Here is a 16,157-nt window from a genome sequence, read left to right as displayed (position 1 = left end):
ACCGAAATTGTTTATACCTGGCATACCTCATTAATTAGGCTCTCGCCCTTCTCTAAATATTGACGTTTTTGTCAGAGCATATAAATTTATTAAAAATTTTAATTAAAAAATTACCTAGTAATCCCCTTCAAGATTTCTTTAGCTAACTCCTTGGTTTCTTCTTTTTCAAATATTTTCCTTACAGGCCTCAGCATTTCTATTAAGGAATTTATTGTTGCATTTTTTAAGTCCATCGGGTGAACTTTTCCATTAACATAAGCATTTTCCAATTCTTCATAGTTTTCAAAAACAACTGTTCCGCCGTATTTTTCAGGTCTTTCTAGAACTAACTTAAAGTTTTCTCTTGCAAATAAGAGATATTTGTTTATTTCTAATATAGGATTAAACTCAGCTTGCTTTGGAGGACAATAAGCATTTAATATTTTTTCTTTTATATTATTTTCGCTATCATTTACAAATATAGCTGTGTTTGGTTTCGACTTTGACATTTTATGGCTTGCTGCTTGCTCATCTATTTCTCCAAAGCTCATTCTTTCTCCTCCATCAAGGCTTGTTAGTATTGGCGTGTGCAGAGCAATTGGCTTTTTAGCATTTATTTTTTCAGACACTTCCCTTGCCAAAATATGCGCTTTCCTTTGATCTAAACCGCCTAATGCTATATCTAAATCCATGTAAATTATATCACTAACTTGCATCGCTGGATAAATTAACTTTGAAGTATCTAAATCTGCCTCATCCATGCTCCTTCCCATTATTGTTAAGGCTCTCTTCATTCTTGCTAGACTTGTCATCTTCATAACTTTAATAACTAGGGCCCAATAATCTTTATCTTGGGCCATTTCTTCTGCATCCACGAAATTTATCTTTTCGGTAGGTATATCTAAAGCTTTCATTACTTCTCTAGTTAACCTTGCCGCCTTTCTAATTAAATCCATATTGCCTCCTAGCTTATCATTTATCATTGCATGCCATGTTGCTTCTAATAAATTAAACTCTACTCCTGCATTTATCAAGTCTTTTACTTTGTTCATCCATATTAGCCAACCTAAATGAGCTAAACCACTTGGTTCAAAACCTAAATAACCTTTCATTTTATCTCCATGTTCTATTTTCTCCATTAATTCTTTTTCAGTTATAATCTCTACCAAATTTTTTTTAATCAGCTCGAATTTTTCATTTGTATCCAATAATTTTTCCACCTCACATCTTATCATTTCTAATTTTAATGTTTTCAATATAAAAATTTTTAAGGTATTTTTGCTCTTTCATATTCAAATCCTGCATTTAATGGCTTTGTTGCATCTATCCCCATTTTAGATGTAAGACCATCCTTAGCGCTAGGATCAAGGGTTGATCCTCTTGCATTATTTATTATTATTAAATCTCTATCTGCCTGAAATCTTGTTGCAATGGCCCATTCAACATCATTTATGTCATATATATTAACATCAGGATCAACAACAATTACATGCTTAAGGCTTGGATGGGCAGAAAAAGCAGCTAAAATTGCATTTTTTGAATCACCATCATGATTTTTATCTATGGAAATAATTGCATGCAACCAGCCTCCGCTGTTTAATGTTAAATGAACCCCGTGAACTTTCGGAACAACCTTAGATACTGCATTGTATATGCTTGCCTCCCTTGGAAATCCCATAAGCATAGCATGTTCATACCCACCGGGTAAAATTACATGAGTGGTCTCATCTGAATTAAGATAAACCTTTTCTGCTTTTAGAACTGGTTGTTTTCTTATTTTATCATAACCCCCCATAGCTTCAACAAAAGGACCTTCATCTACCTGTTTTTCTGTTATGAAACCTTCTATAATTGCTGCCGCACCTAATGGTATAGGGTTTTTATGTATAGGCGAATTGTATATCTCAAGGTTACCAAGTATATTCGCTGCCGCATTTAATTCAAAATATCCTAGCTGTGGGGAACTTGATGCGGCTAAAATGATAGCTGGATGAATTCCTATAATAACAGAAACAGGAAGAATCTCATTATTTTTTAATGCCTCGTTATATAGATAATATAGGTGTCTTGGAACTATTCTAACTGCAGCTTCTTTATCGTTTAACATCATTATCCTATGTATACTCGCATTGCATATATTTTTATAGCATGCTATTATTAATGAACTTGTTAAATAATAACCTCCGTCTTTTTCATAGAATTTAACAAAAGGCAAATCTTTTAAGTTTCCTTCTTTTAGTTTTGGTTCTCCAACCTTTACTATTTTCCCTTCTCGCGAAAAGGAGTCTAATAGCTTATTGTATGCATCTTCTAAAGTATTTACAGACAAGGATTCTAAAATTTTTCTTTTTGAATCAACAACATTCCCTGAACTTATTTGACTTATATCATCAACATTAAATACTTGAATTTTTTCAGTTCCTTGTTTAGATTTTAATAACCTAGAAACTTCATAGTCCCTTGACAATTTTCCAGAGTACTCGCCGCCTATTTTATCAATGAATTTAGTCAATGATCCATCCAATTTCTGCTCCCTCTTAGCGCAATAGCCATTGCAGATCTTACATCTTTATCCTTAAATATTTTGAAGATAGGTGTTTTTGGCATAAATTTTGCTACTTCATCTTCTCTAATCATTTTATAGGGCAGACCATTATTTATCAATGAAACTCCAGCTGTAGTCCACCCTTCACCAGTACCTAATATAACTTCCTTGCTTTTGTAGGGTATTTTATTTAATTCTTCTTTAATCACGTTTCCTATTTTATTGCAATCTATTTTCCCCGAATTTATAACAATTCCATCTCCCATTATTATATATCCACATAATCTTCCTGGATCTATTCCAATCAATATGTGAGAAAAGTCTAATTTAGGATATGCAATAGCTTTAAACAAAGCTATATCTGGATCGTCCTCGTATATAACATTGTTAAAATTTTTAATATTATCATGATAAATTTCATATTCTGGAGTGTTTTTTAAGGGAGATATAATAACATCTGGTTTAGTATTTATATAATCATTTAAAATTATTATACCTTGTTTTTCTAAAATGTCTTTCTTATTCTTTATTGTTTTTATTGCATTATAGTCAGCCCTTAAGCAAACTATTACTTTAGCCGAACCGTCCACCTCAATACACTTAATTAATTAAATAATATAAGAAGTTAATTAATCTTTATATAAAAATGTGTTAAGAATAAAAGTGAACTTTATTTTAAAATATTAAACTTTTTAATAGTTATAGGTGGATTAATTGCTATGCTCGCCGCACCATATAATACTTGATCATCACCAAAACTACACATTTTAATTTCAGGCACTCCAAGAGCGCTATATTTTGGTATGTATTTCAATAAGTATGGCTTTATTAAGTCTTCATTATATAAATAAATGCTACCTCCAATATAAATGACTTCTGGATCGTATGCGGCTATTAAAGTTGATATACCAGCAGCATGAACAATATTTAATAAATCAACTAATGATTTCGAAAACTCATCATTTTTCCTAGCAAGATCGTAGAGTTTCTCCGGTGTTAAATTACCATTAATAGCCAAATTATATCCTTGAGTTTTTTCTCCTTTCCATTCCTTTGCCATCTCATAAGCTACTTTAGGTATATTTTTTCCTCCCGCATATGCTTCCCAATGACCTAATCTACCGCATCCGCATATAAAATTGGAATCGAATTTTACAACTGCGTGTCCTAGCTCATGAGCATTTCCTCTTCTTCCAACCATTAAATTACCATCAACTATTGCCCCTACTCCTATACCAGAACTCATAGTAATGTATGCTAAGTCATCTTTGTCTTTTCCATCACCAAGAGTTTTTTCAGCCCATACTGCTGCCATTGCGTCATTTGCTATATATACTTCCTTTCTAAATTCTTCATATATAGGATCTTTTAAAGGGATATTTTTAAGTCCAAGATTTGGCGCTAATTCTATAATGCCTTTTTTTAAATCTAATGGACCTATAGATCCAATTCCTATTGAATTAAAATCTCTATCAGGAGAAAGCTCATAAATCATGTTTATAATTGATTTTGAAAGAAAACTAGGATTATCCTTAGGTGTTTGTATTTTAAGTTCTTTAGTTTTTTTATTATCTTTAAACAATGCGACTCTTAAATTTGTAGCCCCAATATCAACGGCTATTATGTTCATGCGTTCCCCTTTTATTAATAAGTTAAAAACCTATTATAAATAGATTTGCAAAATTTTCTAATTATTTAAAATTATTAGTATATTAAATATTTTTAATATATACTTTTGAAAATTAAAGCTTAAGTATTCAAAAAAGAATACATATTGGTGGAAAAAAAGTGGTATAGGTGAACTATATGTCAGAAGGAATGGGAGAATTAGTTTTGATTCCCCCGTATGTTAAATATTTAACAGAATTGGCTAAAAAAGATCCAATAAGCTTTTGGGAAAAAATTGCTATAGAAAACATGAAATACATTTATTGGAAAAAAACATGGGATAAAACATTTGAATGGGGTAAAAATGGAGAACCATATAAGTGGTTTATTGGAGGGATTACAAATACCGAATACAGTCATATTGATTTCCAAATAGAAAAGGGTTATGGAAATAAAGCAGTTTACATATATGAAAACCCTGAAATAGGAGTTTCAAAAACTTATACTTTTGCTCAATATAAGAACATTGTAGATAAATATGCTTCGGCAATGAGAGGCATGGGAGTTAAGAAAGGCGATAGAGTTTTAACATATATGCCTACAAGGCCAGAATCGGTTGCAATACTTCATGCAGCTGCAAGAATCGGAGCAATACATTCAAGCGTTTATGCTGGTTTTTCTGCAAAGGCTTTAGCTGATAGAATAGATGGAGTTGAAGCTGAATGGATATTTGTACAAGATTATAATTTAAGAAGAGGAAAAGTTTCTAATTTAAAGCAAGTTGTTGATGATTCATTAAAGTTGGTGAAGACTAAGGTTAAAAAAGTTGTTGTACTAAAATCAGGATATTTTAATCAAGATGTAAATATGGAAAAAGGGAGAGATATCTATTGGGAAGAATTTTTAGACTTTTCTAAAAGCGGATCAAGTGAAGTAGAATGGATGGAATCCAATGAGCCAGTCTTTATCACTCCTACATCAGGCACTACAGCAAAACCAAAACCTGTTGTACATAAGCATGGAAGTTTCCAGAACCATGTTGTAACTATGGCCCGTTGGATCTATGATTTAAAGCCAACTGATACTTGGTTTATAACAAGTGATGTTGGATGGCAAGCAGGGATCAGCTATATGGTTTGGGGTGTCCCAATATTTGGTATACCAAGCATATTATATGATGGAGTTCCTGATTACCCAAAGCCAGATATGTGGTGGGAAGTTATAGAAAGAAATAAAGTAACTAAGGTCTGGTTTTCACCTACAGCAATTAGACTTTTGATGAAATATGGAACAGACTATGCCAAAAAGCATGATTTATCAAGCTTAGAAGTAGTGTTTAGCGCAGGAGAGCCATTAAATCCAACACCATTAAAATGGTTGATGTATGATGTGTTTGAAAACAGAGTACCCGTTATAGATCATTATTGGCAAACTGAAACTGCAGGACCAATAGTAGGAAACACTTATGGAATTAAGATGTTACCCATAAAGATCGGTAGTGCAGGTATACCATTACCAGGTATTATTGGAGAAGTCGTCGATGAAAACACTGGGAAACCAGTAAAACCTGGTGAAAAAGGTGTGCTTGTTATAAAAAATCCGTTTCCAGGATTTACTTCAGAGTTATGGAAAGATCAAGATAGATATTGGAAATCATATTGGGAAGCGAATCCAAACCTTAAAGGGATGATATATACAGGAGATGCTGCAACTATTGATGAACATGGCTACATATGGTTTATGGGAAGAGCTGATGATGTAATAAAGATATCAGCTCATAGAATTGGTACATTTGAGCTCGAAAGCGCGTTAGTATCCCATCCTGCTGTTGCAGAAGCTGCTGTCGTTGGAGTACCTGATCCAGTAAGGGGAGAAGTTGCAATGGGATTTGTCATACTAAAGGAAGGATATAAACCCAGCGAAGAACTCAAAAACGAACTTATCGAACATGCCAAGAAAACATTCGGACCTATAGCGGTATTTAAAGGAATTGAAATAGTTAAAGCCTTACCAAAAACAAGAAGTGGAAAAATTATGAGGAGGGTAATTAGGGCAGTTTATTTAGATCAACCAATGGGAGACATATCGACTCTGGAAGATGAAGCTTCAGTTGAAGAAATTAAAAAAGCAGTTGAAGAATTCAAGAAAGAAATAAAATGAATGTATAAATTAATTGTTTTACTTTTATATTTATAATTAGATTTATTTTTCTATTATTTCTATTTATCAATCTTCATTTTAGATAATTCTATACCTCATATAGGCAATCTCAACGTTTAATACAGATTTAAACTTTTGTCTTAAAGCAATTTATTTTATTGTTTTTCATTATTTATTGTTAATAAGTAATATAATCTGAAATTGAATAGTATTTAATTTCTCTTTACTAATTTAAAGAATAAAAATTTTAACCCTATAGTTCATTAATAATTAGGGTTGATATTAAATTTGCCTAATAAACAAATTTTATTAAAACCTATTGGCGAAGTTTTAACAGATTTTAGCGATGATGAAATTAGAAACTCTTTTAACGGAGTTAGAGGGAAAATACTTATATATGATAAATATAAGGATGGAATTTGCTGTTTGGATGGATTTTCCCATCTTTTAGTTATTGGATATGCAGATAAGGCAAGAGAAAATTCTCAAGCAACATTAAAGGTCAGATTTAGAAAAATAGAAAGGCTCTATAATATAAAAACACCTGAAGTTGGGGTATTTGCATCAGGTTCTCCAGATAGGCCTAATTTGCTCATAGTAAGCATATTAAAGTTAATGGGAATAAAAGATAACATCCTAGAAGTAGATAACCTTGATATGTTTAATGGAACTCCAATATTAGATATAAGACCTTTTACCATAGAAAGGATCCTTAAAGAAAAAATAGAAACACCTGATTGGTATAAGAGAATTTGGAGTAATCAATGAGTTAATGAAAAAGGGATAGGTTCTTTTGAAGGTTTTACTATCAATACAAGAAATACTATAGACAATGCAACAAAGAGAAATGATACGTGATGATCTATCGGCCAAATCAAAGATGCTATAATAATCAAAATATATGGCAATAATGAATATCTTCTAGCTGATGTCCATCTCAATATAACAGGTAACATAAGTGGAGCATGAATAAATATATGGATCCCAACAAATCCAATTATGAGAATATGAATAAAATCAAGCATACTAATTATATTATAATATAATAAAATTGAAGATATTAATAAAATTAACGAGTATAAAGCAGTTATTTCCTGACCATATAGCATATATAATGTACCTGCCTTTGCATATACATTAGTAGTATTTTTAGCAAAATTATTATATTTTTTATATCTGTATATGTTAATCGATGTGTAGAAAATTATAGCCGAAATAGAAAATAATATTACAGAAACCCTAAACATAAATGGATAAATTATGGCTGATATAGTTTGTAATGCAAAAAGCAAATATACTATTGGTATTTTTGGTTTATCTTTAAACGTATTTGGAAATGAATGTATTGTTACAGCATATATTGAAGAAATTGCATATATAAATATAAAACCAATAGCTAATTGGAATATATTTTCAGAAGAATTTAAATATAAAAACAATGATGATAAGATTCCTGTATAGCCTATTAATAAAACAGATATCATAACATCCCCTTTAGATCTTGTTGATGTTATTAAATTAACTAGACCAAAATAAAATAAAGATACCAATAAAAATATTATTTTTCCAGTAATAAGAGAAGTTAAGCTTAAAATTAAAGTAAGAATTGTTGATGATATTTGTAATATCAATATTATTGAGGCAAACCTATCGCTCGGCCTTAAAGATGATGAAGAATAAGATTCTGCTACACCAGAAATAAATATAGGTAAAAAAGCGAGTAAAATTATTTTTGCATGTATTAAACCTAAATTTCTTGTAACCAAATATAGTGCTGTTATTAGCAATAATATTGATATATATACCATAGCCATACTAGATCTATTTACTAACTTCATTATTTTGCTATAATTTAATTGCTTCATATTTCAATCACTTATCATTTTGGGTTTTTTCTTTAACTTTTACATAAATACCATTAACTTCTGTAACTATAACTTCTGTGTTTTCTTTTATATTCGTTTCGCTATATGCAGACCATAGTTGATTATCAATTTTAACTACACCAGGTTTCCCAACTTCAATCTTTTTTATTACTATACCAGTCTTGCCAATGATTGGTGTTGTTGTTGGATTCATTGGCAAAATAATTTCAGAAGATTTAACAAAGACTATAATAATTACCACAATTAGAAATAATATTGCTACGAACAAAGATAAATTGCTATTATATTTATGATATATGTATATAAAAATTGCTGAAAATATTATTAACAAAATTACTAATAATATACTTCCAAATCCCCATCTGATTCTTGAAAAAAAATCCGACATTTTCAGTTTTCTTCATATCGATCATCATATAATATTTAATGTAATTTTATAGCTTTTAAATTTTATTTAAATATGGGGTATAAGTATGGAACAAACAAAAAAATACATAATGATCACGTTATTATTAATCATGCTTATATTGCTCACTAAAGTAAATACCACAAGCAGTGCCATAAAAAAGCCTGTTATAATAGTAAATTTTGATGTACCAGTTGATATAGGTTCAAGTGATATGATGCAGAGAGCATTAACTATTGCACAGAGTTATAATGCATCAGCTATAGTAATAGTAATGAATACTCCTGGAGGGTATTTAAGCGATATGATAAATATTGTAAACATAATAGAAGAGGCCAATAAATCAGGCATTCCTACATATACTTATGTCCCTCCTAATAGCCTTGCTGCTTCAGCAGGAAGCTATATAGCTATGGCAACGAATCAAATTATAATGGGTACTGGTTCAGAGATTGGTCCTTCAACTCCTATAGTTGTAGGTGGCTCTCAATTAGAACAAAATCATACAGAAGATGCTATGATAAGTTTTATGCAAAGTTTAGCCCAAAAATGGGGACGTAATACAACTGCAGCAACAAACATGGTTTTATACGATATAGCGTATACATCTTCCCAGGCTTATCAATACCATCTAATTAATGGCATATCAGATTCGCTTAGCTCTGCATTGCAGTCTTGGAATTTAACTAATAATCCTCAAATACATATAAGCGAGGATTTCTATGAACAATTCTTAAGTGCTATAAGTAACTCAACAGTAGATGGAATTTTAATGACATTGGGCTTTTTAGCAATATTATTAGATTTATATCATCCAACAATATTTTTAACTGTAATAGGAATTATCGCCATTATTGCTGGACTTGTTGGAGCTGAAATTATAAGTGCTTCTTTACTTGGAATTACTTTAATCATTATAGGAGCAGCAATAATGTTAATTGAACTAAAATTAGGTCACGGATTTGCATTAATGGCAGGAACTATAGTGTCTGCATTAGGAATTTATTTCATGGCAGAGGGTATTCCATTTATTTCAACGGGTGTTCCCAATGGTTATATATCCCAGTTAGAAATAACTGGCGTGGGAGCTGTGGGGATCGTAGCAGGTCTATATATTAGGTGGATAGCAGGTCCTTTGAGGAAAAAGGAAAAACTAGCAGGACCTGAATCATTAATAGGAAAGAAGGGTGTTGTCATATCACCATTAAACCCAGAAGGAGAAGTTAAAGTAGAAGGTATTGTATGGAAGGCAATATGTGAATCTTGTACAGCAAATCAAGGAGAAATGGTTGAAGTTTTAAGAATTGAAGGACTAAAATTAATAGTAAAGAAGATCGAGAGTAAATAATAAAAAGGACTTTATCTCGTTTAGCGGTAATGCAAAGCTTTTAATTTATATAATTATTGTTTTTTATTGATGCCTGCAAACTTACCTGCATGAAAATAGTCGGATTTCTTTGTTATAAATTCAATATAAATAAACATTCTAAAATAAAAATTTATTAAAGTAAACTTTTAACTGCGCACATAATAGTAATAATGGGGCGTAAAGTTTGATAAATTTCGGATTATTGGTTATTGAAGTTTTTATTATTTTAATAGTGTTAATTATATTATTAAGCGGTATAAAAATTGTCAAAGAATGGGAAAGAATTCCAGTTTTAGTTTTGGGTAGATTCAGAGGACTTAAAGGACCTGGAATAGTTTATGTAATACCTTTCATTTCTCAAATACCCTTTAGAATATCAACAAGATTACAAGCTTTAGCATTTAGAACAGAGCAATCCTTAACTAAAGATAATGTTCCCGTAGTTGTTGATGCAGTAATGTATTATCAACCTGTAGACTTGCAAAAAGTAGTATTATCTGTAGAAAACTATAATATAGCAACTCAATTAGCAGCTGAAACAACTCTAAGAGAGGTTATTGGTCAAACAGTTTTGGATGAGGTATTGGCTGAGAGAGATAAAGTTGCAGCCTTAGCAAGAAACATAATAGATAGTAAAACAGAAGCATGGGGTGTAAAAGTTACTGCTGTTGAGATAAGAAATGTAGAAATTCCACACGATTTGGTAGAAGCAATGTCAAGGCAGGCTCAGGCTGAAAGAGAAAGAAGAGCTAGAGTTACATTAGCTGAAGCAGAGTTCCAAGCTGCTCAAAAAATGGTTGAAGCAGCTAATTTATACAGAGATCATGATGAAGCTTTTATGCTAAGATGGATGAACATGATTTATGAATTAGGAATGGAGGGTAAAAATACATTAATGCTCATACCAGTTAATCTTCCGGCTGCAGGTCCAATTTCCGGATCTCCATTAGGAGTTTTTGGAATCCAAAAAATGCAAGAATTAATGCAAACTCAACCAAAACAAACAGAAAGTGAACAAAAGAAAACATAAAAATCATTTTGGAGGTTTATTTGAAGCAGTTACTGTTATAAGTGGTCTTAATATAAAGCTACCATTTCCAGTTTCTGTGACATGAGGTCCAATGCTTATTGTTAAATACTGTGGACTTCCACTCTTTACAGTCAATCCACCTGGTATCGCGACTTTAAATACATTGCTAGGCAAAGTAGCTGACACGTTAACATTGTTCGCAAGTGATATCATTACTGATTCTACAACAAATCTAAGTTCTGTATAATTACCTGTAGGAAGATTAGCCGATGCAACAAATTGAGGTATTGAAGATAGTTGGATGGTTTCAGTCTTATTAGATATAGTCATCCATCCTTTGTTAGAATGAACTTGAATTGATGTTACAGTTAAATAAATTGCAATGAAACTCGAATTACCTGGATCGGATAAATATACATAAACCTTTCCATAAGATTCATAATAGTATAGCCCCAGCCCCGCTATTACAATTATGATAACCGCTATTATCAAAGCAGATTTACTTAGCGATTTCATATTTTCACCATGTTTAAAATAGATATATTTCGGACTTTAAAAAAATCATATTACGATAATATATTTAAACCTAAAAATTGTAAGCTACATAACATTTGTTATTAAAAAAGGATTTATAAATTAAATGTTAATTTAAGATTTAGATTGATCCAGTAAATAATCGTAAATAGATTTCCAAACTTTTTTATCTCTTCTAAGCTTATTTTCAAAGTTATTAGTACTAACCCAAGTATTAAAGGCCATAATCAATTTTTTATCATTTTGTTTCTTAGGTACATAATCTAAATAGCCTAATTTTATTAATGCTTTTGCTACATCACTCCATATGTCCTTCCAATCCAATAATTCTTTATCTCTTTTTAAAAATGTTAAATCCCATATCTTAAAAATTCTTTTCAATTCTGCAATTGGCTCATTGCTATCATCTACCCTAATATCAACATACTTATCAACACCTGCACGGCATCCTCCATATCCTCCACACTTTCTTAATACTATCAATGCAGCTGATTGTTTTCCTCTTTTATCTCCACCTGCGTTATCTCCAGCCTCAAGAGCTGCAATAAGTTTATCAACTAATTCGCCTTTAGCATTTTCGAAGGTTCTTGCCATAGAATTTAAAACTTCTTCACCTTTTAATATATTGCCTTGCACTGAAAAGCCATTTCCTGTTATATGACCCGCATAACTAAGGCAATTCTTTCCAGTAAACGCTGCCGATTCACCTTTAAAATTGACAATACCAATTTGTCTATAATCTCTTTTCCTGTCCTTTTCTGTTAATCTATTTATAGCATCCTTTGGATTTATCCCTTTTTCTAAATATCTTAATCCTAACGGACCATATCTGACGTTAGCCCATGCTTGAGTTGCAATTGCTCCAACATTTGTTTTGACCCATGGTACAACATGACCTACAGCTAAAAATTTGGAAGCGACTGCAACTCCAAGATCCCCATTATCTACGTCAACTCCTACTATAGAAAAAGTAGACATACTTATCTTATATTGACTTTCGTTACTCATATTTTCACCATCATAAAAATGCGGGGGGTGGGATTTGAACCCACGCAGGCCTACGCCAACGGGTCTTGAGCCCGTCCCCTTTAGACCAAGCTCGGGCACCCCCGCGCATATTCTAATTATACATTTGAGGGGAATAAATTTTATTTCTTTTTAACCAAAATAAATAGATTATAATATCATAATAAAAAATTATACCGTTAACCTTGTATTTTCACTACTAAAGATCCTTGATTTGTTTGAGGAATTTGCGGTATTTTATTCTCTTCCTCTTTAGGTTTAGCTACTTCTTTGTTTTCACTAAATGCTAATTGCATAGTTTTGTCTAATTTCTCCAAATACTCTTTTGCATTTCTTTTTTCTTCACTTATTGATTCCTTTAGCTTTCTTAGATGATTCATGCTTTGTGTGTAACCTTTTTCACCAACTTCACCACTAAAATATGAAATTTCTATACTAGCTATAGCTTTAGCCACTTTAAGCTCTTCATCTTCTATTTCTCCTACTCTACCATTTATAACTTTCTTAACTTCGTCTGCTTTAATTCTTAGAGCTTTTATGTCTTCTTCTAGCCTTCTTTTCATTGGTTCTACTACACTACTTGGTAATTCGTTTTGCCCATTTACTGTATCTAATGCCTTCCTTCTTTTATATGCTCTATCTAAGTTTTCTATTATCCTACTAGCTTCAAATTTCCAATTTGGTATAACAATTATTTTACCTTCCTGTATTTTTAATCTTTCTCCTTCTATTGTTTCAAGATACCTATCTGCAACTTTAATTGTAAGACTTTCAACCCTACCATCAACTGAGCTTTGTATACTTATTATAGTACCTAAAACCCTTCCATATTCGTCATGTATTTCGTCGCCAGTATATCTGGAAACCTCATCAATTTTTAGGATCGCCACTATAGACACCAATCTTTAATTAACAGGTAGAATATATAATGTGAAACCCCCACTTACTAAGTTCTTCTCCTTATTAAGATATAACAGCAACTATAGATTATCGGTGAGCAATTAATGAGCAGCTTAGATGAATGGAACAAGAGATGGTATGAACAGAAGAAGGAGACTATAGGTCAGAAAGTAAAAGAGTTTGTAAGACCCCCTCCCCCATTAAAGGGGCAAATAATAAGTGCTACATATAAAATAGCAACTCAAATAAATAAATTGGACTACAATTTAAGCAAGCTAGAAGCATATGATAAACAACTATTTGAAAAGACTGTTAATGCATTGGTCGAAGGAGACAAAAGCAAAGCTGGAATGTATGCTAATGAAGTAGCCGAAGTAAGAAAGATGGCTAAGGTATTAATGACTGTTAGATTTGCTTTAGAAAGAGTAAAGTTGAGATTAGATACAACATTAATATTTGGTGACGTTAATGCAGACTTAGCCCCAGCTATAATTGCTCTGAAGAGCGTAGCTGGATACTTAAAGGGAATGATGCCAGACGTGTTTACAGAATTAATGGGAGTAGATGAAGAATTACAGATGGCATTAATGCAATACAGCTCTGGAAGTGTACCAATGTTAGAAAACGAATTCGTAACTGAAGAAGCCCAAAAGATATTAAAAGATGCAAGCTTAGTAGCAGAACAAAAGATGAAACAAGAATTCCCAGAGATTCCATCAGCAGAAAGTATACCAACTTCAACTAATAACCTTAACAGCGCTACTGCCGGTTCCGGCAAATAACCAATTTTAATTTTTTTATTTTAAATTTTTTAAAAGTTTATCTTTTCTATCAGGATTAAATATAATGGGGTATATTGTGTCAGAAAATACAAAAGATGAAATTATAGAAAAAATAAGAAAAAGCTTGGATCTAACGCTTTATGAAGCAAAATTGTATTTAGCCTTGTTAGAAGGGGCTAAGGATCCTAAGGAAGCCAGCGCAAAAAGCGGAGTACCATTGCCTAGAATTTATGATGTAATAAAAGTACTTGAAGCTAAAGGTATGGCTGTTTCTGATCCAAAGGGTTGGTATAGAGCAGTCCATCCAAGAGCTGTTGCAGTTTCAGCTATTGCCCGCTTAGAAGAAGAATCAAAGAAAAAAATAAAAGAAATTCTAAATATAGCAGATAATCTTGAAAATGTAACTATATCAGAAAACATAAATGAAATTCTTATGGTAAAGGGGTATTATAATCTCTTATCCGTATTAGCCGAAAAAGCCAGAGACACAGACATATTATACATTGCAACAAGCAGAAATTTAAGTAATTGGGAAGAAAATCTTAAACCATTAATAAAATCAGTAATGATGTTCGTTAACGATATAAGAGTATTTGTTGAGGAATTTAATGAGTTTAATAAAGGGTTAAAAGATGAAGGAAAAGAACTAGGAATATCTTTTAAAATTTATAAACCTATACTATATGATTTAATATCATCAAAAAAATCCTATATTATTGTTTTAAGAAGTGCAGAAGGATTAATTAGTATAGTACAACAAGAAGAACTAGAAGCAAGAGAAGTATTTGATAAATTAAATGCCTTATGGAAGCTAAATAATGAATAATACTATAAATTAAATTTTAGAAGAAAATTAACTACAACGTTTTATTTCATATATTCCGATTAACTTAAAATCAACTTGCTATCATGAAAAGGTTTTTACAAAATCTTCAATTGTCATAAGTTCTTTATATATCATATTATCTTTATCCTTTAATTCAATTGATATTTTTCCTTTCTCCAAAGAAACATATATGTATAAATGCTTTGGTTTCTTTGATAATTCTACAACAAATCCTTTTTTATACAAATAACCTTTTAGTAACTCCCATGCATGCTTATCTATATATACCTCTAAATCTAAATTTTTATTCATAATATCAAGTAAGTTAGCATTTATACTTTGCATGGGTTCAATACTTTTTTGACCAACTGACTCCATTTTTATTTCCCAATTCTTATTAAATTAATTTTCTGCAATTAAAGTTGGAAACTCTCAGTATTACTTAGTTTAAATTTTAATTTTTACATATTAAATTATAAAATAGCACATATATTTAAAACTTTAATTTAAGAAATATCATTTTGGTGTATAGCTTGACATGTTATATTGATCTTGAAAACGTGAATGATATAGATGAATTATCTGATGAATTAAATGATTTAGCAGAAGACATAAATACAATACAAGATTATTTAGATGACCACATAGGAGATTTTATAGAAAAGTTTTCAGAAACTTTAAGCACTGAAGGAATAGAATTAATTTGCAACAACTCAAAAGAAGGGATTGTTGAATGTAAGTATAAATTTAAAAGTGATTTAATAGATGCAGAGGTAATATTTTCCATAGAAATAGATATTTCTGATGGAAAAATAAAAGATTATGACATAAATAGAATAAGAATTAACACAAAATAAAATATCAATTGCTTCTAAATGCTCTACATCATAAATGACAAACTAAAGGCTAGTCTTGATCCCCAGGACTGGGAGGAGATAAGAAGAATTCTACCCAACTATTAAGCCTCTCATAGTTCAAGCATATGGAGGCAATATTATCACACGACCTAGAACTACCTGTTATAATTGCAAAGCCGTCGTCAACAGTTTCCGATAAACCGTGAAGTTTATATACTTTGTATGTGAATTTAATTATGGTGCTTAATG

The 16,157-nt window shown here is 31.2% G+C and carries 18 protein-coding genes and 1 tRNA gene; 7 read left to right on the top strand and 12 right to left on the bottom strand.

Annotation, left to right across the window (positions count from 1 at the left end):
* Nucleotides 1-110 precede the first annotated feature (110 nt).
* The 4 genes from ACP5GV_RS04630 to ACP5GV_RS04615 form a co-directional block, all read right to left on the bottom strand.
* Nucleotides 111-1,187 carry a tyrosine--tRNA ligase gene (locus tag ACP5GV_RS04630; protein ID WP_428069118.1) on the bottom strand — a complete coding sequence of 359 codons (1,077 nt, stop codon included), beginning with the start codon at nt 1,185-1,187 and terminating at the stop codon, nt 111-113.
* A gap of 59 nt (nt 1,188-1,246) precedes the next feature.
* Entirely contained in the window at nt 1,247-2,503 is a 1,257-nt protein-coding gene (locus ACP5GV_RS04625) for a UbiD family decarboxylase (protein WP_428069120.1), read from the bottom strand.
* Nucleotides 2,488-3,114 (bottom strand): hypothetical protein, encoded by a 627-nt coding sequence (locus ACP5GV_RS04620; RefSeq protein ID WP_428069122.1) that lies wholly within the window; start codon nt 3,112-3,114, stop codon nt 2,488-2,490. The genes ACP5GV_RS04625 and ACP5GV_RS04620 overlap by 16 nt, the downstream gene beginning before the upstream one ends.
* Before the next feature lie 80 nt (nt 3,115-3,194).
* Nucleotides 3,195-4,154, bottom strand: coding sequence for an ROK family protein (locus ACP5GV_RS04615; protein WP_428069124.1), 960 nt, complete (start codon nt 4,152-4,154; stop codon nt 3,195-3,197).
* Between the two features lie 176 nt (nt 4,155-4,330).
* Here ACP5GV_RS04615 and ACP5GV_RS04610 point away from each other — a divergent pair, with 176 nt between their 5' ends.
* Together ACP5GV_RS04610 and ACP5GV_RS04605 are read left to right on the top strand one after the other, a co-directional pair.
* Nucleotides 4,331-6,292 carry an acetate--CoA ligase gene (locus tag ACP5GV_RS04610; protein WP_428102535.1) on the top strand — a complete coding sequence of 654 codons (1,962 nt, stop codon included), beginning with the start codon at nt 4,331-4,333 and terminating at the stop codon, nt 6,290-6,292.
* A gap of 276 nt (nt 6,293-6,568) precedes the next feature.
* Complete coding sequence (locus ACP5GV_RS04605) at nt 6,569-7,060, top strand: TrmO family methyltransferase domain-containing protein (RefSeq protein WP_428102533.1); 492 nt, start codon at nt 6,569-6,571, stop codon at nt 7,058-7,060.
* On the opposite strand, the gene ACP5GV_RS04600 is transcribed toward ACP5GV_RS04605, so the two are convergent.
* Entirely contained in the window at nt 7,054-8,157 is a 1,104-nt protein-coding gene (locus ACP5GV_RS04600) for a hypothetical protein (RefSeq protein ID WP_428102531.1), read from the bottom strand. The two genes, ACP5GV_RS04605 and ACP5GV_RS04600, sit on opposite strands and share 7 nt — an antisense overlap.
* A 7-nt stretch (nt 8,158-8,164) precedes the next feature.
* Nucleotides 8,165-8,566 (bottom strand): NfeD family protein, encoded by a 402-nt coding sequence (locus ACP5GV_RS04595; RefSeq protein ID WP_428102529.1) that lies wholly within the window; start codon nt 8,564-8,566, stop codon nt 8,165-8,167.
* An 85-nt stretch (nt 8,567-8,651) separates the two neighbouring features.
* Between ACP5GV_RS04595 and ACP5GV_RS04590 the strand changes: the two genes are divergently transcribed.
* A complete protein-coding gene (locus ACP5GV_RS04590; protein ID WP_428102527.1) occupies nt 8,652-9,932 on the top strand; it encodes an NfeD family protein in 1,281 nt (426 codons plus the stop codon).
* Nucleotides 9,933-10,137: 205 nt separating this feature from the next.
* The gene (locus tag ACP5GV_RS04585) at nt 10,138-10,983 is read left to right on the top strand and encodes an SPFH domain-containing protein (RefSeq protein WP_292319533.1); all 846 of its coding nucleotides are present in this window, start codon (nt 10,138-10,140) and stop codon (nt 10,981-10,983) included.
* 3 nt (nt 10,984-10,986) lie between these two features.
* Here ACP5GV_RS04585 and ACP5GV_RS04580 read toward each other — a convergent pair whose 3' ends face one another.
* From ACP5GV_RS04580 to ACP5GV_RS04565, 4 genes are all read right to left on the bottom strand, one after another.
* Complete coding sequence (locus ACP5GV_RS04580) at nt 10,987-11,499, bottom strand: DUF4382 domain-containing protein (protein ID WP_292319534.1); 513 nt, start codon at nt 11,497-11,499, stop codon at nt 10,987-10,989.
* A 132-nt stretch (nt 11,500-11,631) separates the two neighbouring features.
* On the bottom strand, nt 11,632-12,525 hold the full coding sequence (locus ACP5GV_RS04575) for a DUF1028 domain-containing protein (RefSeq protein WP_428069136.1): 894 nt from the start codon (nt 12,523-12,525) through the stop codon (nt 11,632-11,634).
* A 19-nt stretch (nt 12,526-12,544) separates the two neighbouring features.
* Nucleotides 12,545-12,630, bottom strand: a tRNA-Leu gene (locus tag ACP5GV_RS04570).
* 92 nt (nt 12,631-12,722) lie between these two features.
* Complete coding sequence (locus tag ACP5GV_RS04565) at nt 12,723-13,433, bottom strand: CdvA-like protein (protein ID WP_292319536.1); 711 nt, start codon at nt 13,431-13,433, stop codon at nt 12,723-12,725.
* Between the two features lie 114 nt (nt 13,434-13,547).
* On the opposite strand from ACP5GV_RS04565, the gene ACP5GV_RS04560 reads away from it, so the two are divergent.
* Both ACP5GV_RS04560 and ACP5GV_RS04555 read left to right on the top strand, forming a co-directional pair.
* The gene (locus ACP5GV_RS04560; protein WP_292319537.1) at nt 13,548-14,225 is read left to right on the top strand and encodes a Snf7 family protein; all 678 of its coding nucleotides are present in this window, start codon (nt 13,548-13,550) and stop codon (nt 14,223-14,225) included.
* Between the two features lie 76 nt (nt 14,226-14,301).
* Nucleotides 14,302-15,051 carry a helix-turn-helix domain-containing protein gene (locus ACP5GV_RS04555; RefSeq protein ID WP_292319538.1) on the top strand — a complete coding sequence of 250 codons (750 nt, stop codon included), beginning with the start codon at nt 14,302-14,304 and terminating at the stop codon, nt 15,049-15,051.
* 81 nt (nt 15,052-15,132) lie between these two features.
* Here the strand turns inward: ACP5GV_RS04555 and ACP5GV_RS04550 are convergent, their stop codons facing one another.
* Complete coding sequence (locus ACP5GV_RS04550; RefSeq protein ID WP_292319539.1) at nt 15,133-15,429, bottom strand: hypothetical protein; 297 nt, start codon at nt 15,427-15,429, stop codon at nt 15,133-15,135.
* A gap of 155 nt (nt 15,430-15,584) precedes the next feature.
* Between ACP5GV_RS04550 and ACP5GV_RS04545 the strand changes: the two genes are divergently transcribed.
* On the top strand, nt 15,585-15,908 hold the full coding sequence (locus ACP5GV_RS04545; protein ID WP_292319540.1) for a hypothetical protein: 324 nt from the start codon (nt 15,585-15,587) through the stop codon (nt 15,906-15,908).
* 49 nt (nt 15,909-15,957) lie between these two features.
* Here ACP5GV_RS04545 and ACP5GV_RS04540 read toward each other — a convergent pair.
* A partial coding sequence (locus ACP5GV_RS04540; protein WP_428102523.1) for a hypothetical protein occupies nt 15,958-16,157 on the bottom strand: 200 nt, incomplete at its 5' end.

It is taken from the genome of Caldisphaera sp. (assembly GCF_049974385.1).
GTDB lineage: Archaea > Thermoproteota > Thermoprotei_A > Sulfolobales > Acidilobaceae > Caldisphaera.
Note: the sequence above shows the minus strand (reverse complement) of the source record. Positions and strands in the feature narration are given on the sequence as shown.